20 protein-coding genes are annotated in these 22,630 nt (G+C 73.1%); 9 read left to right on the top strand and 11 right to left on the bottom strand.

Annotated elements, in window-relative coordinates; genetic code table 11:
* Positions 1-216 precede the first annotated feature (216 nt).
* Both BT341_RS39895 and BT341_RS39890 read left to right on the top strand, forming a co-directional pair.
* Positions 217-807 carry an HU family DNA-binding protein gene (locus BT341_RS39895; protein WP_072481151.1) on the top strand — a complete coding sequence of 197 codons (591 nt, stop codon included), beginning with the start codon at positions 217-219 and terminating at the stop codon, positions 805-807.
* Between the two features lie 449 nt (positions 808-1,256).
* Entirely contained in the window at positions 1,257-4,052 is a 2,796-nt protein-coding gene (locus BT341_RS39890; RefSeq protein ID WP_177329009.1) for an AfsR/SARP family transcriptional regulator, read from the top strand.
* A gap of 87 nt (positions 4,053-4,139) precedes the next feature.
* Here BT341_RS39890 and BT341_RS39885 read toward each other — a convergent pair whose 3' ends face one another.
* Genes BT341_RS39885 through cofC form a run of 3 tightly spaced genes read right to left on the bottom strand, consistent with a single transcriptional unit; the run spans position 4,140 to position 8,125 of the window.
* Positions 4,140-5,093, bottom strand: a complete 954-nt coding sequence (locus tag BT341_RS39885; RefSeq protein WP_072481150.1) for an NUDIX hydrolase — start codon at positions 5,091-5,093, stop codon at positions 4,140-4,142.
* Complete coding sequence (locus tag BT341_RS39880; RefSeq protein ID WP_177329008.1) at positions 5,090-7,447, bottom strand: RNA degradosome polyphosphate kinase; 2,358 nt, start codon at positions 7,445-7,447, stop codon at positions 5,090-5,092. The genes BT341_RS39885 and BT341_RS39880 overlap by 4 nt, the downstream gene beginning before the upstream one ends.
* A gap of 42 nt (positions 7,448-7,489) precedes the next feature.
* Positions 7,490-8,125, bottom strand: coding sequence for a 2-phospho-L-lactate guanylyltransferase (gene cofC, locus BT341_RS39875; RefSeq protein WP_072481148.1), 636 nt, complete (start codon positions 8,123-8,125; stop codon positions 7,490-7,492).
* Between the two features lie 482 nt (positions 8,126-8,607).
* On the opposite strand from cofC, the gene BT341_RS39870 reads away from it, so the two are divergent.
* The 3 genes from BT341_RS39870 (at position 8,608) to BT341_RS39860 (ending at position 11,010) form a co-directional block, all read left to right on the top strand.
* On the top strand, positions 8,608-9,327 hold the full coding sequence (locus BT341_RS39870; RefSeq protein ID WP_072481147.1) for a lysophospholipid acyltransferase family protein: 720 nt from the start codon (positions 8,608-8,610) through the stop codon (positions 9,325-9,327).
* Positions 9,327-10,343: an NAD(P)H-dependent glycerol-3-phosphate dehydrogenase gene (locus tag BT341_RS39865; protein ID WP_072481146.1), complete on the top strand. Its 1,017-nt coding sequence runs from the start codon at positions 9,327-9,329 to the stop codon at positions 10,341-10,343. The genes BT341_RS39870 and BT341_RS39865 overlap by 1 nt, the downstream gene beginning before the upstream one ends.
* Before the next feature lie 187 nt (positions 10,344-10,530).
* Positions 10,531-11,010, top strand: coding sequence for a cysteine dioxygenase (locus BT341_RS39860; protein ID WP_072481145.1), 480 nt, complete (start codon positions 10,531-10,533; stop codon positions 11,008-11,010).
* A 20-nt stretch (positions 11,011-11,030) separates the two neighbouring features.
* On the opposite strand, the gene BT341_RS39855 is transcribed toward BT341_RS39860, so the two are convergent.
* The 6 genes from BT341_RS39855 to BT341_RS39830 all read right to left on the bottom strand — a co-directional run bounded on the left by BT341_RS39855 (position 11,031) and on the right by BT341_RS39830 (position 15,837).
* Positions 11,031-12,008, bottom strand: coding sequence for an asparaginase (locus BT341_RS39855; RefSeq protein WP_072481144.1), 978 nt, complete (start codon positions 12,006-12,008; stop codon positions 11,031-11,033).
* Positions 12,009-12,021: 13 nt separating this feature from the next.
* Positions 12,022-12,846, bottom strand: a complete 825-nt coding sequence (locus BT341_RS39850; RefSeq protein WP_072481143.1) for a class I SAM-dependent methyltransferase — start codon at positions 12,844-12,846, stop codon at positions 12,022-12,024.
* On the bottom strand, positions 12,843-13,223 hold the full coding sequence (locus tag BT341_RS39845; RefSeq protein WP_072481142.1) for a VOC family protein: 381 nt from the start codon (positions 13,221-13,223) through the stop codon (positions 12,843-12,845). Before BT341_RS39845 ends, BT341_RS39850 begins: the two co-directional genes overlap by 4 nt.
* Positions 13,224-13,295: 72 nt before the next feature.
* Positions 13,296-14,045 carry an FAD:protein FMN transferase gene (locus BT341_RS39840; protein WP_072481141.1) on the bottom strand — a complete coding sequence of 250 codons (750 nt, stop codon included), beginning with the start codon at positions 14,043-14,045 and terminating at the stop codon, positions 13,296-13,298.
* A complete protein-coding gene (locus BT341_RS39835; RefSeq protein WP_072481140.1) occupies positions 14,042-14,479 on the bottom strand; it encodes an FMN-binding protein in 438 nt (145 codons plus the stop codon). The genes BT341_RS39840 and BT341_RS39835 overlap by 4 nt, the downstream gene beginning before the upstream one ends.
* 11 nt (positions 14,480-14,490) lie before the next feature.
* Positions 14,491-15,837, bottom strand: a complete 1,347-nt coding sequence (locus BT341_RS39830) for a ferredoxin reductase family protein (protein WP_072482436.1) — start codon at positions 15,835-15,837, stop codon at positions 14,491-14,493.
* A 147-nt stretch (positions 15,838-15,984) separates the two neighbouring features.
* Here BT341_RS39830 and BT341_RS39825 point away from each other — a divergent pair, with 147 nt between their 5' ends.
* A complete protein-coding gene (locus BT341_RS39825) occupies positions 15,985-16,695 on the top strand; it encodes a response regulator transcription factor (RefSeq protein WP_072482435.1) in 711 nt (236 codons plus the stop codon).
* The gene (locus BT341_RS39820) at positions 16,692-18,101 is read left to right on the top strand and encodes a sensor histidine kinase (RefSeq protein ID WP_072481139.1); all 1,410 of its coding nucleotides are present in this window, start codon (positions 16,692-16,694) and stop codon (positions 18,099-18,101) included. The genes BT341_RS39825 and BT341_RS39820 overlap by 4 nt, the downstream gene beginning before the upstream one ends.
* Here BT341_RS39820 and BT341_RS39815 read toward each other — a convergent pair.
* Positions 18,073-18,729, bottom strand: a complete 657-nt coding sequence (locus BT341_RS39815) for a pyridoxamine 5'-phosphate oxidase family protein (RefSeq protein ID WP_072481138.1) — start codon at positions 18,727-18,729, stop codon at positions 18,073-18,075. The genes BT341_RS39820 and BT341_RS39815 overlap by 29 nt on opposite strands.
* 80 nt (positions 18,730-18,809) lie before the next feature.
* On the opposite strand from BT341_RS39815, the gene pdxR reads away from it, so the two are divergent.
* Together pdxR and BT341_RS39805 are read left to right on the top strand one after the other, a co-directional pair.
* Complete coding sequence (gene pdxR / locus BT341_RS39810) at positions 18,810-20,183, top strand: MocR-like pyridoxine biosynthesis transcription factor PdxR (protein WP_072481137.1); 1,374 nt, start codon at positions 18,810-18,812, stop codon at positions 20,181-20,183.
* Between the two features lie 807 nt (positions 20,184-20,990).
* Entirely contained in the window at positions 20,991-22,085 is a 1,095-nt protein-coding gene (locus BT341_RS39805; protein WP_072481136.1) for a D-alanine--D-alanine ligase family protein, read from the top strand.
* On the opposite strand, the gene BT341_RS39800 is transcribed toward BT341_RS39805, so the two are convergent.
* The gene (locus BT341_RS39800; protein WP_072481135.1) at positions 22,082-22,618 is read right to left on the bottom strand and encodes a DUF3515 domain-containing protein; all 537 of its coding nucleotides are present in this window, start codon (positions 22,616-22,618) and stop codon (positions 22,082-22,084) included. The two genes, BT341_RS39805 and BT341_RS39800, sit on opposite strands and share 4 nt — an antisense overlap.
* Positions 22,619-22,630: the final 12 nt, after the last annotated feature.

Genomic DNA, 22,630 nt, shown 5'->3' with positions numbered 1-22,630 from the left:
CCGTCGCGGGGCGGGATCTCTTGGGTGCCAAGGGATCCCGCCCGTTTCGGTGGTCGCGCTGACCGGCTCTCGCGAGGCGTCCCCCGCGAGGCGGAACCTGTCCCCGGACAAGGGAAAGTTCCGCGTGCCGGTTGGAATTTGTGCTGCCTTGGTAATACCGTGTCGCTAGTCGGCCCGACGCGGCCGTGCAGAGTACTTCCTTCTTGGAGGACTGGAATGGCCAACAAGGCCCAGCTGATCGAGGCGCTGACGGAGCGCCTGGGCGACAAGAAGGCCGCTTCCGAGGCGGTCGACGGTCTGGTCGACATCATCATCCGGACGGTCAACAAGGGCGAGAAGGTCAACATCACCGGGTTCGGGGTGTTCGAGAAGCGCACCCGCGCCGCTCGCACCGCCCGCAACCCGCGCACGGGCGAGACGGTGCGCGTGAAGAAGACCAACGTCCCCGCCTTCCGGGCCGGCACCACCTTCAAGGACGTCGTCTCGGGCGCGAAGAAGCTGCCGAAGGCCACGCCGGCCAGGCGGACGGCCACGGCCACGACTTCCCGGACGGCTGCGTCCCGGACGGCCGCGGCGAAGCCGGCGACGACGACGCGCACCCGCGCGACGGCGGCCAAGCCGGCCACGACAACCCGGGCAGCAGCGGCGAAGACGACGACGTCCCGCGCGAAGGCGGCCCCGAAGACGACGGCGGCGAAGTCCACCACAGCGGCGAAGAGCACGACGGCGGCGAAGAGCACGACGACCCGCAAGACGACCGCGGCGAAGGCCCCGGCCCGCCGCACCACGGCGGCGAAGAAGAGCTGAGCGCCAAAAACTGTCGGACCCCTGCGGTAACGTGAAATCGGGGGTCCCCCAGGGGGTGACCCCCGCTGGGCGTACACCCTTTCCGGCTGGGCCCCGCGTGACCTGCGCGGGGCCCAGCCGCGTTCCAGGCCAAGCCGGCTCTTCAGGCGCGCGAACCGGGGCACGCGCGCCAACTCCCCGTGTAGGCAACGAAGCCACCCGGTAAGCGAACCGTTCCTCCCCGTACGCAATCCAAGCCGGCGAGCCGAATCCCGGCCCGCGCGAACCGGCGATCAGCGAACCGCGTAACCCGCTGGCGCGATCGGCCGTCCGAACGGGACTTCCGTACCACCCGCTCGGCCCAGCCCGCGTCCCGGGACCGGTTCCGCCCAATTTCGCAAAGTTGCTTGAGCGCCCGGCCGAGTGATGCCACGCTGCCCCTCGGGGGCCGCGTCCGGCGGCGTCCGGCCGTGGGCGAGGCGAACCTGGGGGCGACCACCATCGACATCCGGCTGCTCGGCCCGTTCCAGGTGCTCGTCGGCGATTCGCCGGTCGTGCTGACCAGTTCCCGGCAGCGCGCGCTGCTCGCGACACTGGCCCTGTCCGCCGGCCGCCTGGTGTCGATCGACGCGCTCGCCCGCGGCGTCTGGGGCGAAGCGCCGCCCGCGCACATCCGCGGCAGCCTCCAGACCTACGTCATGCGGCTGCGGCGGCTGTGCGGCGAAGAAACCGTCGTCACCGAACCCGACGGGTACCGGCTCGTCGTCGACCCCGCCCGCGTCGACGCCCTCCGCTTCCTCCGCACCCTCGACCAGGCCGCCGCCGCGACCGAACCCGCTCGACGCCGCGAACTGCTCACCGCCGCGCTCGCCGTCTGGGGTGGCGTGCCGCTCGAAGGCGTCGGCTCGCCCGCACTGACCGCCGAATGGGGCCCGCTGCTGACCGAGCGCTACCTCTTCGCCGTCGAGCAGCGCATCGACCTCGACGCCGGGCACGTCCCCGACGCCCGGCTCGTCGCCGAACTCACCGATCTCGTCGCCCAGCACCCGCTGCGGGAATCGTTGTGGGAACGGCTGGTGCGCGTCCTGGCCCGCTCCGGCCGCCGCGCCGAAGCGCTGGCCCGCTACGCCGGGCTGCGCGCGCTGCTCGCCGATGAGCTCGGCGTCGAACCGGGGGAGGACCTGCGCCGCCTGCACGCCGAACTCCTCGCCGCCGACAGCGGGCCTGCTGTGCACACTGTGCCGCGCCAGCTGCCCTTCGACGTCGCCGGGTTCACCGGACGCGGCCCCGAGCTGGCCGAACTCGACAGCCTGCCGCCCGGTGACGCCTCCGGCATCGTCGTCATCGAAGGCACGGCCGGCGTCGGGAAGACGTCGCTGGCCGTGCACTGGTCGCACCGCGTCCGCGACCGCTTCCCCGGCGGCCAGCTGTTCCTCGACCTGCGCGGCCACTCCGCGGTCACCCCGGTCACCCCCGGCGCCGCGCTCGCCGGGTTCCTCCGCGCCCTCGGCGTCCCGCCCGAAACCCTGCCTTCCACAGTGGAGGAACGCTCCGCGCTGCTGCGCAGCCGGCTGGCCGGCAGCCGGACGCTCATGCTGCTCGACAACGCCCGCGACGCCGACCAGGTCCGCCCGCTGCTGCCCGGCCCCGGCAATCTCGTCGTCGTGACCAGCCGCAATCAGCTGCGTGGCCTCGTCGCACGGGACGGCGCGCGCCGCATCGCCCTGCGTTCCTTCGACGACCGGGACGCCACCGCGCTGCTCGCCGGCAGCGTCGGGCCGCAGCGTCTCGCCGCCGAACCCGCGGCCGTCGCCGAACTCGTCCGGCTCTGCGGCCGGCTTCCGCTGGCGCTGGCGCTCGCCGGCGAACGCGCGTCGCGGTTTTCCGGCGTCTCGCTCGCGGGAATCGTCGAAGAACTCCGTGACCAGCGGCTGCGGCTCGACGCGCTGCGGGACCCGCAGGACGCCGGCACCGACCTGCGGGCCGCGTTCTCCTGGTCGTACAAGGCGTTGCGCCCGGCCGCCGCGCGGTTCTTCCGGCTGCTCGGGCTGCACCCCGGGCACGGGTTCAGCCTGTCTTCGGCGGCCGCGCTCGCCGGTGCCTCCCTGCGTGAAGCCCGTGAGCTGGCCGACCAGCTCGCCGCCGCGCACCTGCTCAACCAGCCCGGCACCGACCGGTACCAGTTCCACGACCTCCTGCGCGTCTACGCCGCCGAGCTCGTCGAATCGGAGTCGGCGCCGGCCGAGCGCGCGGCCGCGCTGCGACGGCTCCTCGACTGGTACCTGGCGACCGTCGCCGAAGCGACCAAGCTCGTCCGCCCCGACCTGCTCACCGACGACATCACGCTCGGCACCCCGCCGGTGCCGGCCGTCCACTTCACCCAGCACGAGCAGGCGATCGCCTGGTACACGACCGAACGCGCGGCGCTCACCGCGCTGGTCGGGATCGCCGCGGACAACGGCTGGACCGGGCACGCGTGGAAGCTCGCCTGGCTGCTGCGCGGCTTCTTCGCCGAGCGCCACGACCGGGACGACTGGATCACGACCGCCCGCACCGCCGTCACGGCCACCCGCGACGCGGGCGACAACACCGGCCTCCGGTACAGCGCGAACAACCTCGGCTCGGCCTACCTGCGCACCCTCCAGCCGGACAAGGCGCTGGAAGCACTGGAGGAAGCCCGGGCCGCGTCCGAGACCGGCGGCGGAACCGCGCTGGCCGTGGCGATCCTGTCGAACCTTTCGGGCGCGTACTACGTCCGGGCCGAGTACGCCGAAGCCGAGCGTCACGCGCTCCAGGCCGTCCGGCTCGCGCGCGACCACGGGCAGCGCACGTTCGTCCCGCACGCGCTGCTCAACGTCAGCGCGAGCCGCATCGGGCTGCGTAATTACGACAACGCCGCCGAAGCGGCCCAGGCAGCGCACGAAGCCTTCGCCGAGCTCGGTGATCGTTACCATGCGGCGCTGGCGCTGGGGAACGTCGCCGAAGCGCTCGAAGGGGCCGGACGGCACGGCGAGGCGGAGAAGGCGGGTCTGCAAGCGCTCGCCGAGCTGAAGGAGCTGAACGCGGAGTACGGCACGATCGACGTCCGGATCACGCTCGGCCGCCTCAAGCTCCGCACGGGCCGCGCGGCGGAGGCGCGCAGGCACTGGGCCGAGGCGCTGACCGTCTGCCGGCGCCTCGGCGATCCCCGCGGCGCGGAGATCCAGGCCCTGCTGGCAACGGTGCCGGCGGAGAAGCCCCCGGCCCGGGATGCGCCGTACCCCTAGCCCGGCGCAGCCCAGCGGGGCCCCGGAGCAAGTACACCAAGATCGACTGTCACACCGCTGTCGCGCCCGAGCCGGGCAGCAACCCGCTCAGGAGCGGCTCGGCGACGGCGTCGGCAACGCGCTCGCGTGGTAGTCCGCCGCCAGCAGGACCGGGCCCGCCTCCGGCGTCGGCGCGCGGAACGACAAAACCCAGAACGAGCCCTTCTTGCTCGGCACCACTCCGCCGCGGGCGGAGGGCAGCTCCACGCCGTCGCGGTCGGCCAGTGCGCTGACCAGGTCCGGGATCACTCCGCCCTGGCTGCAGACCACCGGTGTCCCGCCGTCGCTCGCGATGGCCAGCAGCCGCGCCACGCCCAGCACCGGGTCCGGCCAGTAGCCCTCCTCCGACAGCAGCGGCTCGTGCCGTACCTCGGTGCCCAGGTCCTCCGCGATGCCGTGCACCGTCTGCACGCACCGCAGCCGCGGCGCCGACAGCACCCGGTCCGGTCCGAACAACGCCAGCACCCGCCGCAACGCCGACGCCTGCCGCTGTCCCGCTTCGGACAGCGGCCGCAGGTCGTCGTCACCGTTCCAGTCGTCCCGTTTGCCCGCTTTCGCGTGGCGTACCAGCAACACCGTCGTCACCGACGGGGGCAGTTCGCAGAAAGCGCGCAGCACCCGCACGTCCTCCGGGCGGGTCAGCAGCTTCTCCGCGGCCGTCGGGGGCAGCCAGCGCAGCTCGTCGACCTCGTCGTTCGCGGCGAACTCGCCGGAGACGGCTTCGGCGCTGAAGTAGTCGACGGTCTTCGGCACCGTCCCGGACCCGTTCCGCGCCTGCACCGGGTACGCCGTCCGGGCCAGGTAACGGCCCAGGACCGCGTCGAACCCCGTCTCTTCCCGGACTTCCCGCACCGCCGCCTCGGCGCTCGTCTCGCCGGCGTCGAGCTTTCCCTTCGGCAACGACCAGTCGTCGTACCGCGGGCGGTGCACCAGGGCGACTTCCGTCTCCCCGCCGTCGCCGCGCCACAGCACCGCGCCGGCCGCCCGTACCTCCTGGGTCATCCGGCGGCCCCGTGCAGCTTCGCCAGCTCCAGCTGGTGGTCGCGCACCCGCGAGCCGTCCGCCGGGAACGGCGACCACTCGCCGCTGGCGGTCAGCACCCAGCAGCGCGTCGCCGGGTCCAGCGCCGAGTCGAAGATGTCGTCGAGCTGCGCGGTCAGCTTCGGGTCCTTGACGCGCACCAGCGCCTCGATCCGCCGGTCGAGGTTGCGGTGCATCATGTCCGCGCTGCCGATCCAGTGCGTGCCGCCGGCGCGGAAGTGGAAGATCCGCGAGTGCTCCAGGAACCGGCCGAGGATCGACCGGACGTGGATGTTCTCCGACAGGCCCTCGACGCCCGGCTTCAGCGCGCAGATCCCGCGCACGACGATCTCGACCGGCACCCCGGCCTGCGACGCGTGGTACAGCGCGTCGATCACCTGCTCGTCGACCAGCGAGTTGCACTTGATCCGGATCCCGGCGCGCTGCCCGGCCCGCGCCAGCTCGATCTCCTCGCCGATCGCCCGCACGATGCCGCGGCGGATGCCGTGCGGCGACGTCAGGATCGTCCGGTAGGTGTCCTGCCGCGAATAGCCGGTCAGCACGTTGAACAGGTCGGTGATGTCCGCGCCGATGCTCGGGTCGGCCGTCAGCAGCCCGAGGTCCTCGTAGAGCCGCGCTGTCTTCGGGTTGTAGTTGCCGGTGCCGATGTGGCAGTAGCGCCGGATCGTCGAGCCCTCCTGGCGCACCACCATCGACACCTTGCAGTGCGTCTTCAGCCCGACCAGGCCGTAGACGACGTGCACGCCCGCGCGCTCCAGCGTCCGCGCCCAGGTGATGTTCGCCTGCTCGTCGAACCGCGCCTTGATCTCGACCAGCGCGACGACCTGCTTGCCCGCCTCGGCGGCGTCGATCAGCGCGTCGACGATCGGGGAGTCGCCCGACGTCCGGTACAGCGTCTGCTTGATCGCGAGGACCTTCGAGTCGGCGGCCGCCTGCTCGATGAACCGCTGCACGCTCGTGGAGAACGAGTCGTACGGGTGATGCACCAGCACGTCACCCTCGCGCAGCGTCGCGAAGACGCTCTTCGGCGTCTCGCGCTCGCCGAACGCCGGGTGCGTCGCCGGCACGAACGGCCGGTCCTTCAGCTCCTTGCGGTCCACAGCGGACAGCTGGTGCAGGCAGGTCAGGTCGAGCAGCCCGGGCACCTCGACGACGTCGGCCGGGTCGACGTCCAGCTCGCGCAGCAGCAGCTCGAGCATGTGCTCGCTCATGTCCTGCGCGACCTCGAGCCGCACCGGCGGGCCGAACCGGCGCTGCGCCAGCTCGCGCTCGAGCGCCTGCAGGAGGTCTTCGTCCCGGTCTTCGTCGACCTCGAAGTCGGCGTTGCGGGTGACGCGGAAGACGTGGTGCTCGGTGACGTCCATGCCGGTGAACAGCTCGCCAAGGTGCGCGGCGATCAGCTCTTCGAGGGGCAGGAACGTCGCCGTGCGGCTGGTGCGCTCGGTCTCGACGCGCATCAGGCGCGGCACGTTGCTCGGCACCTTGACCCGGGCGAAGCGCTCGGTGCCGCCTTCGGGGTCGCGGACCGTCACCGCGAGATTGAGCGACAGGCCCGAGATGTAGGGGAACGGGTGCGCCGGGTCGACCGCCAGCGGCGTCAGCACCGGGAAGATCTGCTCGGAGAAGTAGCTGGAGAGCCGCAGCTGGTCGGCACCGGCGAGGTCGGACCAGCCGACGATCCGGATGTCGTGCTCGGCCAGCTGCGGGCGCAGGTTCTTTTCGAACGCGCCGGTCTGCCGCTCGACCAGGTCCTGGTTGCGCTTGGAGATGTAGTCGAGCTGCTCGCGCGGGGTGAGCCCGTCGGCGCTGCGCACCAGCAGGCCCGTCTCGTCGCGGCGCTTCAGGCCGGCGACGCGGACCATGTAGAACTCGTCCAGATTGGACGCGAAGATGGCGAGGAACTTGGCGCGTTCCAGCAGCGGCTGCGACTCGTCCTCGGCCAGCGCGAGCACGCGGGCGTTGAAGTCCTGCCACGAGAGTTCGCGGTTGAAGTAGCGGTCGTCCGGCAGCGTCTCGACGGCGGTGGGCGCGGCGGTGACGGCGGGCGGCGCCGACGGGACCGCGCGGAACTCCTCGGCGCCGCGCGGGTTGCCGTGCGCGGAGCTGCGGCGGCGGGTCGTCGCCGGCGTCGCCGCGGCGGAGGTGGTCTTTCTCGCCTTGCCGGCGGTGGCACGGGCGGCAGTGTCGCGCGCGGTGGACTTCGACGGGACCTTCTTGGCCGTGGTCTTCTTCGCCGTCTCCGGAGATCCGTTCGCCGGGTTCCGTCGCCTCCGCGGTGCGGGCGTGCCGCCGTCTGCTGTGCTCACGGCCCCCATTCTTCACTAAGCCACGGTGATTTGCGCAGGCCGCGGTGAAGGTCAGGTGAACAGCTCGGCGCGGGGTCCACCGAGTTCGGCGGCGGTGTGTTTTCCGACACCCAGCGCGCGGACGTGGGCGAGATCGGCCGGGGTGTCGACGTCGCTGCGCAGGGTCGGGAAGGCGCCCCGGAGCGGCGTCGCGCCGGAGGTTTCGTGCTCGCGCGCCGAGCCGGGCCCGAAGCGCGGGTCGAGGGGCCGGCCGGGCGCGGACAGCAGGAGGGTGGTGCCGGTGCCCTGCCGATCGGCGACGAAGGCCCGGCGCCCGTCCGCCTCGGCCAGCGCGCCGGCCAGGTCGACGGCGCGCAGCGCGGGAAGATCGGCCTGCAGCGCGCCGACGACCGCGCCGGGATCATCGGCGCGGAGGAGGGCTTCGCCGTGGCGGAAGGCGGCGTTGAGCGTTTTCTCGGGTGGCTCGGCGACCACCTCGACCCCGAGGTCCCGGAGCTCGGCGACGGCGGCCGGCGCGGCGGCGACGAGCACGACGCGCCTGACGTGCGCACTCGCGGTGACGGCGGCGAGGGTGTCGGCGGCGAGGGCGAGGACGAGCCCGGGATGCGCTTCGGGTTCGACGGCACCACGCAGCCGCGACTTGCCGTCGCGGGGGTGTTTCATCGGCACGACCAGGTCCACGTCCACCCGTCCATCTTTACCGCAAACGGCGGCGGGGTGTCGGCCCGGTCGGGGAGGTTGTCCACAGGTGACGGGGGTTGTGGACAAGTGGTGCCTGCGGGGCCCGAGCTGCGGGAGCGGGTTGCCGGGCTGAGGCGTCGGCCGGAGCTGCGGGAGCGGGATTGCCCGGGCCGGGGAGTGGCGACCGGAGCTGCGGGAGCGGGTCTCGGGGTCTGGGGTGTCGGCCAGGGCCTGGGGCTGCCAGGTCGCGGTGCCGGCCGGAGCTGCGGAACGCCGATTGACCCCCAGCGGCCGCCAGGGGAAGCCGACCGCGAAAGGGCATCGCCAGCAGGGAGGCGCCCCGAAGCCGGGAATGTCCGTCCGAGCTGCCAGAGCCCAGGGAACGCAGGCCACCCTCCACCGGGCGTGAGCACCGGCCCGGCGGGGCTGAAGGCACCCTCCCTGGACTGGGCCGAACCCCGCGCGGCAGGATCTGGGGGACCTGAACCGTGGAGGAGGAGATCGTGGCCCGGCGTGAGAAGGGCGGCTTCTGGGTGGGGTTGGCCGCCGCCGTGTTCTATCCGCTCACCGGTATTGCGCGGCGCGTCTACGTCGGGGACGAAAAGATTCCGCGGGAGGGGCCCGCCCTCCTCGTGCTCAACCACATTTCGCACCTCGACCCCGTCGTCGACGCCGTCTTCGTGCACCGGCAGAAGCGGGTTCCGCGGTTTCTCGGCAAGGAGAGCCTCACCCGCACGCCGATCTTCGGGAAGGTCTTCGTCGGGTCCGGGCAGATCCCCGTCTCCCGCGGCTCCGCCGCCGCCGGGGACAGCCTCAAGGCCGCGCACCAGGCCCTCCAGGAAGGCAAAGTCGTCGTCATCTACCCCGAGGGCACCATCACGAAGGACCCCGCCGGCTGGCCGAAGGAGTCCTACACCGGCGCCGCCCGGCTCGCCATCCAGAACGACGTCCCCGTGATCCCCATCGCCCGCTGGGGCACCAGCCAGCTCTTCAACGGCTACACCAAGAAATTCAAGCCGTTCCCGCGCAAGACCATCACCCACAACGTCGGCGACCCGCTCGACCTCTCGGCCTACCGCGGGGGCAGCGCCCGCAGCGCCGCCAAGCTGCGCGAAGTCACCCAGGTCATGATGGACGAGGTCACGCGGCTGCTCGCCGAGATCCGGCACGAAGAGCCGCCGGCGGCGAAGCCGGGGGAAACCGCCTGATGCGCGCCGACGTGCAGCGGGTCACCGTCCTCGGGGCCGGCTCGTGGGGCACCGCCTTCGCGAAGGTGCTCGGCGACGCCGGCCGCGACGTCACCATGTGGGCGCGCCGCGAGCAGGTCGCCGAAGACATCCGCGAACGGCACGTCAACAGCGCCTACCTGCCGGGCGTCGACCTGCCGCCGACCGTCACCGCGACCAGCGACCCCGCGAAGGCCCTGCACGGTGCCGAAGCCGTCGTCCTCGCCGTCCCCAGCCAGAGCCTGCGCGCCAACCTGACGTCCTGGCGCGATCTGCTGCCGCCCGGCGCCATCCTCGTCAGCCTCGCCAAGGGCGTCGAACTCGGCACGCTCAAGCGGATGAGCGAGGTGATCGCCGAGATCGTCGGGATCGACGCGGGCGAGGTCGTCGTCGTCACCGGGCCGAACCTGGCCAAGGAGATCGCCGCCGGGCAGCCGTCCGCGTCGGTGCTCGCCTGCGCCGACCACGAGCGCGCCGTCGCGATCCAGCGTGCCTGCGCCAACTCCTACTTCCGCCCGTACACGAACACCGACGTCGTCGGCTGCGAGCTGGGCGGGGCGTGCAAGAACGTCATCGCGCTCAGCTGCGGGATGGCCGCGGGCCTCGGCCTCGGCACCAACACGATGGCGACGCTCATCACCCGCGGCCTGGCCGAAATGGCCCGCCTCGGCGCCAAGCTGGGCGCCGACCCGCTGACGTTCGCCGGGCTCGCCGGCGTCGGCGACCTGGTCGCGACGTGCTCGTCGCCGCTTTCGCGCAACCGGACCTTCGGCGAGCGCCTCGGCCGCGGCGAGACCCTGGAACAGGCGCAGGCCGCGGCCGGCGGGCAGGTCGCCGAGGGTGTCATGTCGTGCTCGTCGATCCGGGCGCTGGCGCGCAGCGTCGGCGTCGACATGCCGATCACCGACGCGATGCACCGCGTCTGCCACGAAGGCGTCGACCCGCGGCAGGCGGGCGCCGAGCTGCTGGGACGGTCCCGGAAACACGAGTGGTCCTGACCTTCCCGCCGGCTGGGACGGCTTGACCGGGCCGGCGCCGGCTGGAAGCCTGGGCGCCATGTTCGCGTACGGCATGTTCGAGCTGCGGGGCCACCTGAGCCTCCGCGCCGTCGTGCGCGCGTGTCGCTGTTGTCGGTGAACCCAGCCCCGGCCCAGTTCGACACCCTTTTCTTCCCTGAGGACCCTCATGTTCGCCGTTCCGGACAACACCCTGCTGCGTCCCGAGAACCCCGCGCTGCGCCACCCGGTGCGCGTCGCGCTGGAGTTCGCCGCCGACCGCGACCGCTGGAAGCACCTGCTGCGCTACGACCCCGACGAGCGGTTCGCGACGCTGGTCGAGCAGGACGAGCGGCAGGAGGTGTGGCTGATGAGCTGGCTGCCCGGCCAGCACACCGACCTGCACGACCACGCGTTCGCCGCCGGCGCGTTCACGCTGGTCAGCGGCCGGTTGACGGAGGCGGTGGCCCGCCGCGCCCCGGACGGCCGCGCGATCACCGAGCTGCACGCGCTCTCCGCCGGCCAGTCCCGGGTGTTCGGCCCGGGGTACGTCCACGAGGTCCGCAACGACGGCCCGGACCCGGCGGTGTCGATCCACGTCTACCGCGACGCGGGCCGCGCGATGCGCCCCTACCACCTCGACCCGCTCGGCGGCCCGGTCCTCGGCTGACGCGACGGAGCCCGGCCGGGTCAGCCGAGGTCGCCGCGGGCCCGGAACTCGCGTTCGATCGCCGCCCGGTCCGCGCCGGACGCCAGCAGCGTGTGCAGCAGGATCCGGGCCTTCCGCACGTCCAGCCAGCCCGCCATCGTGACGCCCATCTCGATCAGGCTCGACTCCGAGCCGTGGAAGCCGTACGTCGAACGCAGCGTCGGCCCGGCGCCGGTCCGCGAAGCGACGACCACCGGCATCCGCGAAACGAGCCGCGAAATCTCGTCCGCCGTGCCGGACGAAACGTGTCCCACGCCGGTGGCGGCGACCACGACCCCGCGGACCTCCGGGTGCGAAGCCGCGTGCGCGAGCATCGCGCCCGAGTCGTCCAGGCCGGCTTCCACCACCGGGACGAGCCCGGTGAAGTCGGCACCGGCGAGGGCAGGCAGCCGCGGCGGCGACGGGTGGAACCAGTGCACCGCGTTCTCCACGACCATGCCGAGCGGCCCCGCCGGCGCCGACGAAAACGCTTCCAGATGGCTCGAATGCGCCTTCCGCACCCAGCGCGCCGCGTGGACGTCGTCGTTCAGCGTCACCAGCACGCCCCGGCCGCGGCTGCGCGGATCGGCCGCGACGGTCAGCGCGTTCCGCAGGTTGGCGGGCCCGTCCGGGCTGAGCAGGCCCGCGTTGCGCATCGCGCCGGTGACCACCACCGGCATCTCCGACGGCCAGACCAGCTCCAGGAAGTACGCCGTCTCCTCCAGCGTGTCCGTGCCCTGCACGACGACGAACCCGTCGGCGTCCTGCCGCAGCCCCCACGCGCGGCACCGCAGCAGCGTCGCGAAGTCCATCGACGCGCTGCCGATCCCGGCCAGGGTCTCCGCGAGGACGTCCATCGGCAGGTCGCCGAGGCCGCCGAGCAGGTCGGCCGCGCCCAGCCGGGGCACCGCCCCGCCGGAACCGGCGACCGGGGCCATCGAGATGGTTCCGCCGAGGGTGGCGACCGCGATCAAGGGCATGCGCCCACCCTATTCAGCCGCCCTTGACGGCCTGGAGCGTGTAGCTGGCCGCGAGCCGCTGCGGCGACTCCTTCAGCCGCCACTCTTCGCCGGCTTCGTCGGGCGCCATCTGGCCCGGCAGGGCGTTCCACGGGACGCTGTCGTGCTCGGTGAACCCGGTCAGCGTCAGGCCGTTGTCCAGCAGCGCGGTGATGATCTCGCCGAGCGAGTGCGCCCACTCGTGGGTCACGGTGTGGGTCAGCTCGCCGTCCACCTCGACGTAGCTGCCCGGCTCGTCGAACACCAGCGGCTCGGCGTGCTCGAAGTACGGGTACCGCGGCACCGCCGGGTCGGTGGTCTCGTCCAGCGTCCCGAGCATCGGGTGGCCTTCGCGGATGAACAGCCGCCCGCCCGGGCGCAGCAGGCCGGCCACCACCGACGCCCACCGCGCGGCCGACGGCAGCCAGCACAGCGCGCCGATCCCGGTGTAGACCAGGTCGAACCGCCCGGCACCGAGCACTTCGACGGCGTCGTGGACGTTCGCCTCGCGGAAGTCGATCTCGACACCCGCCACCGCGGCGAGCCGTCGCGCCTGCGCCAGGGCCGCGCCCGAGAAGTCCAGGCCGGTCACCGAAGCGCCCAGCCGGGCCAGCGAAACCGTGTCCGTGCCGATGTGGCACTGCAGGTGCACCGCGCGCAGCCCGGCGATGTCGCCCAGCCGCGGCCGGTCGAACCGCACCACCGCGCTCAGGTACGCCGGGTCCGCGGCGAAGTCCGGGAAGCCGTAGCCCGGCGACGCCGCGTGCAGGACCGCGCGTTCGTCCCAGTTGGCCTTGTTGACCTCGAACGAGTCCGTCACGACGTCGCCGCCCGCTCGGCCGCGCTGCGCAGCACGCAGAACTCGTTGCCCTCGGGGTCGGCGAGCACGGCCCAGCCGGTGCCGTCGGGCTTGCGGAGGTCGTCGACGAGCGTCGCACCCAGCTGCAGGATCCGCTCGACCTCCTCGTCGCGCGGGACGTCCGGCTGCAGGCAGACGTGCAGCCGGTTCTTGACCGTCTTCGGCTCGGGCACGCGCAGGAAGAGCATGTCGATCCCGCCTTCCAGCTCGATGCCGACCTCGTCGTCGCCGGGCCGGTCCTGCTCCGGGATCGGTTTCCCGGTGACCTGGCTCCAGAACTGGCACAGCGTGTACGGGTCGGCGCAGTCGACGGAGACGTGCAGGACGGCGGACGGCATGGCACTCCCTCGGAAGCGGACACGGCGGACGTCCCGAGTCTGGCCCAATGCCCGGGCGACGGCGACCGATTTCTAGGCGGCCAGCGCCAGCCCCGCCGTCCGGTGCACGCGCCTGCTGTCGTCGACGATGAGGATCTCGCAGTCCGGCCGGTCGGCCGCCCAGGCGATGCCCTCGGCGCCCATCGCGAACGCCGCGGTGGCCAGCGCGTCCGCCGTGACCAGGTCCCCGGCCACGACGGTGACGCTCATCAGCCCGGTCGCCGGCAGGCCGGAGCGGCCGTCGAGGATGTGGGAACCCCGCTCGTAGGCGGCCGACGTCGCGATCGCGCCGTCGCGCGACTCCAGCACCGCGCACACCGCCAGCGGCTGCTCGGGATGGCGGACGCCGACCCGCCACGGGCGGCCGGGCTCCGGCTCGCCCGCCGTGACGACGTCGCCGCCGGCGTTGAGGCAGAACGTCGTCGCGCCCTCGGCCTTGAGCATGTCGGCGGCGCGCTGGACGGCCCAGCCCTTCACCACCGCGCACGGGTCGAGGCCGCGGCCGGGCAGCCGCGCGCGGAACGCGCCGCCCGACAGCTGCTCGTAGTACGCGCACAGCTCCAGCACCTCGATGAGGTCGCCGCTCAGCTGCGCGGCCGTCAGCTCGCCACGGTCGTAGCGGCTGACCTCGCTGTCTTCGGAGAACGGGCTGAACTTCGCGTCGACGTCGCGGAACCAGGCGAAGACCTCGCCGACGATCCCGGCGAAGCCGGCCGGGCCGCTCTCGTCGCGCAGGTCGAGGGAGATCGGCAGGCCCATCACCTGCTCCACGCGGACGGTCATCGGCTGCCCCGCGCGTCGATCGCCGCCTGCAGCGACTTCTTGTAGGACTCGCTCGTCTCGGTCGCGCCGGTGACGGTGTCGATGTCGGCGCTCTGGGCCTTCATCGCCTCTTCCTGCAGGCGCGGCAACGCGGTGAGCGCGCGGCCGTCGTCGGGTGCCCGCAGCAGCGTGATCGCGGTCAGGCGCGAGCCGGTGAAGGTGACCTGGACCTGCACGGTCCCGTAGCTGCTCGACTCCGCGGAGCCCCGGGTCGTGACCGTCGCGTCCCGATTGTCCGAAGTGGACGGCGCTGGAGCGGCCGATGTGGACGGTGCCGTGGCGGTGGGCGGTGCCTGCGCGACGGCGGCGGTGTCGTGCACCGGTCCCGGCTCGAACCGCCAGACCGCGATGAACCCCGCGATCGAGAGCGCGACGACGAAGATGGTCTTCTTCACAGCGGATCCCCCTAGGCCGCGAGGCTGAAACGTTCGGCGTGGACCTGGCTCTTCGGCACCCGCAGCTCGCGCAGGCTGCGCAGCACCGCGGCGGTCATCCCCGGCGGGCCGCAGACGAACACGTCCCGCTCGTGCACGTCCGGCACCATCATGTGCAGGTTGGCCGGGCCGAGCATGGCGCCGCGCGGGCCGACCGCCTGGTCCGGTCCGGTGAGGACGCTGACGACCGCGCCGCGGGCCTTGGCCAGGCCGTTCAGCTCCGGCAGCAGCACCGCGTCGGCCTGCGTGCGCACCCGGTACAGCACGACGACATGACCGTCGATGTCCTCCAGCAGGGCGCGGATCGGCGTGATGCCCACCCCGCCCGCGACGAGCAGCGCGTTGGGCCGCTGCCGGTGGATCGTCGTGAAGGCGCCGTACGGGCCTTCGGCGAACACGCGCGTCCCGATCCGCAGATTCCGCAGCCCGGCGCTGGAATCACCCAGCGCCTTCGCGGTCAGCCGCAGCGTGCGGCCGTCCGGCGCGGCCGACAGGGAGAACGGGTTCGCCTGCCACCAGCGGTCCTTCGTGAGGAACCGCCACAGGAAGAACTGACCGGCCCGCACCGGCATCCGGTCCAGGTGCTTGCCGGTCATGTACACCGAAACCACGTCCGGGGACTCGGAAACCACCGCGGTGACGCGCAGCTGGTGGCGCACGTTCCACCACAGCGGCAGCACGACGCGCCCGGCGAGCACGGCCGCACCGGCACCGAGCCAGAGCGTCCACCAGTACGCCTTCGCCGCCTCCGACCCGGCGAACGACGTCCCGAGCGCGAGCTGGTGGGTGAACGCCAGCAGCACCGCCGCGTAGGTGTAGAGGTGGACGAAGTGCCACGTCTCGTAGGCGAGCCGCTTCCGGGCGAACTTCGCCGAAGCCGCGCCCACGACCAGGATCACGGCGAACGCGACCAGCGCCCGCAGGATCCCTTCGAGGGTGCTGGCCATTTCGACGACCTCGTCGACCACGTCCTTGTCCGACACCTCGGCGTAGCCGAACGCGATGAACACCAGGTGCCCCAGCAGGGTCCACAGGATCGTGAAGCCGGTCCAGCGGTGCCACGAAGTCAGCCGGTCCATCCCGATCCGCCGGTCGAGCCAGGGCAGCCGGGCCACGAGCACCAGCTGGAAGGCCATGGCCAGCGCGCCGTACAGCCCGGCGAGCCTGCCGATCGTGATCAGCACGTTCGGCGACAGCCCGGCTTCGGCGAACAGCACCGTGACCGCGGCCACGTTGGCGCCCAGGAAGGTGAAGAGGCCGGACTGCGCGGCGATCCGGGGGCGGATCGCCGGGCGCGCGGCCTCGGCGGTCTGCGTCATGGTGGTCACACGGATTCCCCTTCGGTTCGGTTCACGAAGACCAGCCTCGTCACGCGGCCTGTGGCGAGGCTGGGTGCCGGCTGTCGGCTTCCTGTCGGCCCCCGGCTCCGCTCGCCCGCCGCGCCCGGCCCGGGAGAAGATGGGGTGGTGCAGACCCCCGACCCCGTGCGCCTGCTCGTCGTCGACGACGAGCCGCACATCGCCGACCTCGTCGCCACCGTCGCCCGGTACGAGGGCTGGCAGGCGGTCACGGCCGGGTCCGGCGAGGCCGCGCTGAGCCGGGCCGCCGAGTTCGGGCCGGACATCGTCGTGCTCGACCTGATGCTGCCCGACCTCGACGGCTTCACCGTGCTCGACCGCCTGCGGGCGAACGGCGGCACGGTGCCCGTGGTGTTCCTCACGGCGAAGGACGCGACGTCGGACCGGATCGCCGGGCTCACCCGCGGGGGCGACGACTACCTCGTGAAACCGTTTTCGGTCGAGGAGCTGATGGCCCGGCTGCGCGCGGTGCTGCGGCGCAGCACCGGTTCGGCGCATCAGGCGGCGCGGGGCGCGGTGCTGCGCGTCGGGGACCTGACGCTGGACGAGGACACCCGCGAAGTCCGCCGCGGCGACCGGCCGGCCGAGCTGACGCCGACCGAGTACGAGCTGCTGCGCTACCTCATGCGCCGCTCGCCCGCGGTGCTGACCAAGGCGCAGATCCTCGACCACGTCTGGGAATACGACTTCGGCGGCCGGTCCAACGTGGTCGAGCTGGTGATCTCGCACCTGCGGCGCAAGGTCGACGCGGGCGGCGGCGAACCGCTGATCCACACCGTGCGCGGCGTCGGGTACGCCGTGCGTCAGGCCCACCGGTGAAGCGCTGGTACCGGGCCTGGCAGCGCACGCGGCTCGGCACGCGGATCACGCTCGGCCTCGGCGCGCTCGCGCTGGTCGTGTTCGCCGTCGTCGGCGCCACGATGACCGGGATCATGCACGGCTACCTCGACCGGCGCCTCGACGAGCAGCTGTCCAAGAGCCAGAACACCCAGCTGCCGCTGCTGCGCGAGACGCACGGCTCGCCGCAGTCGGTGTTCTCGTGGTATTCGGCGCTGTACCGGGTGCGCGACGGCGTCGCGACGCCCGAGCCGGGCGGGAAGCTGCCGGAGGACGCGAAACAGCTGGCCGACATCGCGGCCGAGGCGGTGAACGGCGACGTCACGCGCAACATCCGGCTCCGCGACGACGGCCCGTACCGGGTACGCGCCTGCCCGGTCGACAACGGCTCGGTGCTGCTGAGCGCGGCGCCGCAGAAGGACCTCGACGCCACGGTGCAGCAGCTGATCTGGGTCGAGGTGGGCGCGTTCGCCTTCGCGCTGGCCGTGCTGCTGGTTCTCGGGCGGCTGGTGCTGCGCCGCGGCCTGCGCCCGCTGGCCGACATGGCGGGCACCGCGCACGACATCGCGTCCCACGACCTCACCGCCGACCCGGACCTGCCGGTCCGCGCGGCGGGCACCGGTGGCGGCGCCGAGGTGGAGGAGCTGCGGACGGCGTTCAACGTGATGCTGGCCCACATCGACACGTCACTGGCCGCGAAGACCGAGGCGAACGAGCGGCTGCGGCGGTTCGTCGCGGACGCTTCCCACGAGCTGCGGACCCCGCTGACGTCGATCCGCGGCTACGCCGACCTCTTCCGCTACGCCGCGGCGAACGAGCCGGCCGAGCGCGAAGCGCACCTGGCGAAGATCCGCGAGGAGACCGCGCGGATGAGCGTCCTCGTCGACGACCTCCTGCTGCTGGCCCGGCTCGACGCGCGCGCGGCCGAGACGCCGTTGCGGCCCGAACGCGTCGACCTGGCGGAGCTGGCCCGCGCCGCCGCGGACGCCTTCGCCGCCGGGCGTCCCGGCCACCCGCTGACCACTTCGTCGAGCGCGGCGCCCGTGGACGCCGATCCGCTGCGGCTGCGGCAGGTGCTCGACAACCTGCTCACCAACGCGGCCGTGCACACCCCGCCGGGAACCGCGGTGCACGTCTCGGTGGCGGCCTCGGGCTCCGAAGCGGTCGTCCGGGTCACCGACGCGGGGCCGGGGATCGCGCCCGCCGACCAGGAGCGGATCTTCGACCGGTTCTTCCGCGTCGACGACTCCCGCACGCGCGGCAACGGCGGCACCGGGCTGGGCCTGTCGGTGGTCCAGTCGCTGGTGACGGCCCACGGCGGCACGGTCTCGGTGTCTTCTGAGCCGGGCCGCACGACCTTCACCGTCCGGCTGCCGCTCGCGCGGTGACGTGGGCCGGCACCGGCCGGCCGGGGGAGAGGTCGGCCGACGGCTCCGGCTCGCCGAAGACCGTCCGCACCGGCAGCACCCCGGCCCAGGCGGCGTCCGCCTCGACGTCCTCCGGCTCGTCGTCCGGGCCCTCGGCGCGCATCTTCACCGACGCCTCGGCGAGGTCGAGCGCGAGCACCGACACCGCGGCGAACTCCTTCGCGTTCACCCCGCGCGCGTGCGCCCACGAGCCCGGCGCGAGGTGCTCGGTGAGCACTTCGAGGCCGTGCATCTTGGGTTCGCGGTCGACGACCGGTGCGGCCTTCCCGAAGATCACCGCGCTGCGGTAGTTCATCGAGTGGTTGTTGACCGAGCGCGAGTAGACGATGCCGTCGAGGAGCGTCACGGTGACGCAGACGTCGAGGTCCCGCGCCGCTTCCCGGAGACTGGCCGCGCCGGTCGAGCCGTGCAGGTAGAGCGTGTCGCCGTCGCGGCCGTACCCGGTCGGCAGGACCACGGGGACGCCGTGGCGGACGATCCCGAGGTGGCAGATCAGACCCTCGTCGAGGACGTCGTAGAGCACGGAACGGTCGGTCACGGCCCGGTGCTTCTTGCGGCCGAGCGTGGTGCGGGGCGTGGTGGAGAGCATGCGACCAGCGTCTCGTGGCGCAGTGGCATCGGAAAACAGCCACTTCTCGTACACTTGGGAAGTCCACTCGAGGAGGTCCCGTGACCCACGCCGACACCGCGATCCCGGTCAGCCTCGACCGCTCGGCCGTGACGCCGCTGGCCGTCCAGCTGGCCGACGCGCTCCGCGAAGCCGCCGCGACCGGGCACCTGCGCGGCGGCGACCGGCTGCCGTCGACGCGGGCGCTGGCCGGGCGGCTCGGCGTCAGCCGCACGGTGACGTCGGCGGCGTACGAGCAGCTGCACGCCGAGGGCTGGATCGCCGGACGGCACGGCTCCGGCACGTACGTCACGACTCCCCCGAACGTGTCGTCGGCCGAGGTCCCCGCGCCGGACGCGGTACCGGCGGCCGAAGCCGACGCGCCGTCGCTGCTGGACCTGGGGCCGGGCACGCCGTGGGCCGCGGGACTCGACCGCGCGGCCTGGCGGCGCGCCTGGCGCGCGGCGGCCGACCCGGACCCGCTGGTCCGGGCCCACCGCGCGGGGCTGCCGGAGTACCGCGCGGCGGTGTCGGAACACCTGCTGCGGCACCGCGGGCTCGCGGCCGGATCGGTGCTGGCCACGGGCGGGACGACGGCGGCGGTGGTGGAGCTGGCCGCGGCGGTGCTGGAGCGCGGGGACGTCGTCGCCGTCGAAGAGCCCGGCTACCAGCGCGCGGTCCAGGCGTTCCGCCGCGCGGGAATGCGGGTCGCGGGCGTGCCGGTGGACGAGGAGGGCCTGCGCCCGGACGCGATCCCACCGGGCGCGCGGGCGGTGTACTGCTCGCCGGCGCACCAGTACCCGATGGGCAGCCGCCTGAGCGCGGCGCGGCGGGTGGAGCTGGTGGAGCGGGCGAGGGCGTCGGCGATGCTGGTCATCGAGGACGACTACGACGGCGAGCTGCGGTTCGACGTCGCCCCGCTGCCGATGCTGGCGGCACTGGCCCCGGACGTGGTGGCCCACCTGGGCACGACGTCGAAGATCCTCACGCCGACGCTGGGCGCGGGCTGGATGGTGGCGCCGGAGCCGATCACGTCGGCGGTGCTGGCGTACCGGGATTCGACGGGAACGCGCCCATCCCCGGCCGGCCAGCGGGTGCTGTACGAGTTCGCCCGCAACGGAGACCTGGGCCGCCACCTGCGCAAATTGCGCCGCGAGATGGCGGAGCGCCGGACGTTGCTGGCAGGAGCACTGGCGGCGGCGAACATCCCGGTCCGCGGCGACGACGCGGGCGCGCACCTGGTGGTGCCGTTCCCGTCGGCCACGGTGGAGGCCGAGGTGCTCGCGGCGGCGGAGCGACGGGGCATCCGGCTGGACGGGCTGGCACGCCACTTCGCGGGCGAGCCGACGGCGCACGGGGTGGCGATCGGGTACGCGGGTTGTTCGCGGGAGGCGTTGGTGGCCGCGTTGCCGACGTTGGTGTCGTTGCTGCGCTGATTGTCCACAGGCCGGTGGTGTTGTGGACAACGTTGGCCTGGTGGCGGGATTTCCGGGTCCGGTGTCGGTGGCCGTGGATACGCTCAGTGTGGCTGGTGGTTCCCCCTGGGAGGGCGGGCTGTGCTTGGGGGCTGTGCTTGGGGGCTGTGCTTGGGGGCTGTGCTTGGGGGCTGTGCTTGGGGGCTGTGCTTGGGGGCTGTGCTTGGGGGCTGTGCTTGGGGGCTGTGCTTGGGGGCTGTGCTTGGGGGCTGTGGGCGCGCGCCCTGCCCGGCGGTCTTCGCCCCGGTTGCACTTGGTGGTCTTCGCCCGGGTCGTGCCTGGTGGTCATCGCCCGGCCTTGCCCGGTGGCCCTGAACGGCCCTGCCTGGCAGCCTCGCCCGAGCCCCGAGCCCCGAGCCCCGAGCCCCGAGCCCCGAGCCCCGAGCCCCGAGCGCCGAGCGCCGAGCCCCGAGCCCCGAGCCCCGAGCGCCGAGCGCCGAGCGCCGAGCCCCGAGCCCCGAGCCCCGAGCCCCGAGCCCCGAGCCCCGAGCCCCGAGCGGTGGCGCATCGGTGCCGCAGAGCTACCCAACAACCGGCCCACCGCGCCCAGCGTGGCTTCCGCCTTCCAGGACTCGCGCCACGCCGCGCGGGCAGCCCGGCGCCGCGGATGCGCCGTCACCCGAGCACCCTCGAGAACCACCGGCCCACTGCCGCCTCGACACACCAGACGTGCCAAGTCCCATCCCGGTTGCGTTCGTCGCGAGGCGGGCGCCGCCCGTCGCACCGGGCTCGGCTGTTCGGCGAGGTCACCGGGTACGGTGGCTCACCATGAGCGAGAAGATCCGGGTGGCGGTCGTGTTCGGCGGGCGCAGCAGCGAGCACACCATCTCTTGCCTGTCCGCGGGCAGTGTCCTGGGGAACCTCGACCCCGAGCGCTTCGAAGCCGTGCCGGTGGGGATCACCCGGGAAGGCCGCTGGGTGCTCGGCACCGGGGACTCCGCCCAGCTCGCCATCCGCGGCCGCGAACTGCCCTCCGTCGAAGACGGCAAGGGGCTCGTCCTCGCCGGGGATCCCTCCAGCCGGGGGCTCGTCGCCGTCGAACCCGGGCGGGAAAGCGAACTCCTCTCCCAGGTGGACGTCGTCTTCCCGGTGCTGCACGGCGCCTTCGGCGAGGACGGCACCATCCAGGGCCTGCTCGAGCTGGCCGGCATCCCGTACGTCGGGCCCGGCGTCCTCGCCAGCGCCGCCGCGATGGACAAGGAGACCGCGAAGAAACTCCTTGCCGCCGAAGGACTTCCCGTCGGCACCTACCGCGCGCTCCGCCGTCACGAATCCACTTTGGACCAGACGGACCGTGAACGGCTCGGCCTGCCGGTGTTCGTCAAGCCGTCGCGCGCCGGCTCGTCGGTCGGGATCACGCGCGTGGCCGCCTGGGAAGACCTCGACGCCGCCATCGCCCTCGCGCGCCGGACCGACCCCAAGGTCCTCGTGGAGGCCGCCGTCACCGGGCGCGAGGTCGAGTGCGGGGTCCTCGAGTTCCCGGACGGCCGCGTCGAAGCGTCGCTGCCCGCCGAGATCCGCGTCCTGTCCGACGACGAGAACGCCTGGTACGACTTCGAAACCAAGTACCTCGGCGACGACGCCGAGCTGGACATCCCGGCCAAGCTCGACGACGCCCTCACCGACAAGCTCCGCGCGATGGCCGTCGAAGCCTTCCGGGCGCTGGACTGCCAGGGCCTGGCCCGCGTCGACTTCTTCGTCGGGGCGGACGGCGAGCTGACGATCAACGAGGTCAACACCATGCCCGGGTTCACGACGAAGTCGGCCTACCCGAAGATGTGGGAGGTCACCGGCGTCGACTACGCGACGCTGCTGACCACGCTGATCGAGACGGCGATCGCCCGCGGCACCGGCCTGCGCTAGGAAAAGCGCAGCGGCTTCGCCGGCAGCTTCGCGGCCACGGTGTCCGAGAGCTGCTGCAGCGGCCCGGTCCCGGCACTGTCCGGCACCGTCAAGGCCGCGTAGACCTCGCGGTCCACGACGTACCACGTCGACGCACCCTCACCCGAGACCTGCAGCCACTGCACGCCGTTCACCACCCGCAGCGGAGCCGTCTGCGTCAGCTCCGGCGGCCGGTTCAGCCCGCAGCGCAACACGACCGGGTCGTCCGTGCCCCACGCGACCGTCGCCGGCGGAGCCGGGTTCGCCAGCTCGCGCAGCTTCAGCGCAGACCCGTTCGACGTCAGCTCCGTCGGCACCGCGCCCAGCAGCGCGGTGCAGCCCGGCGAGCCCGCCTCGGGGGCCGGAACGGGAACGAGCGGCAGGGGACCGGCTTCCGGCCGGGCCCGGCCCTGGGTCAACGCGAACACGGCGACGGTGGCCGCGAGGGCCACGGCCAGCGTCGCCGCTATGACGAGAACCACTTTCGGCGGGGCACCGGTGTCGGAGTCAGGCACCCGACCACTACA

It is taken from the genome of Amycolatopsis australiensis, from assembly GCF_900119165.1.
Classification (GTDB): Bacteria; Actinomycetota; Actinomycetes; order Mycobacteriales; family Pseudonocardiaceae; genus Amycolatopsis; species Amycolatopsis australiensis.
Note: the sequence above shows the minus strand (reverse complement) of the source record. Positions and strands in the feature narration are given on the sequence as shown.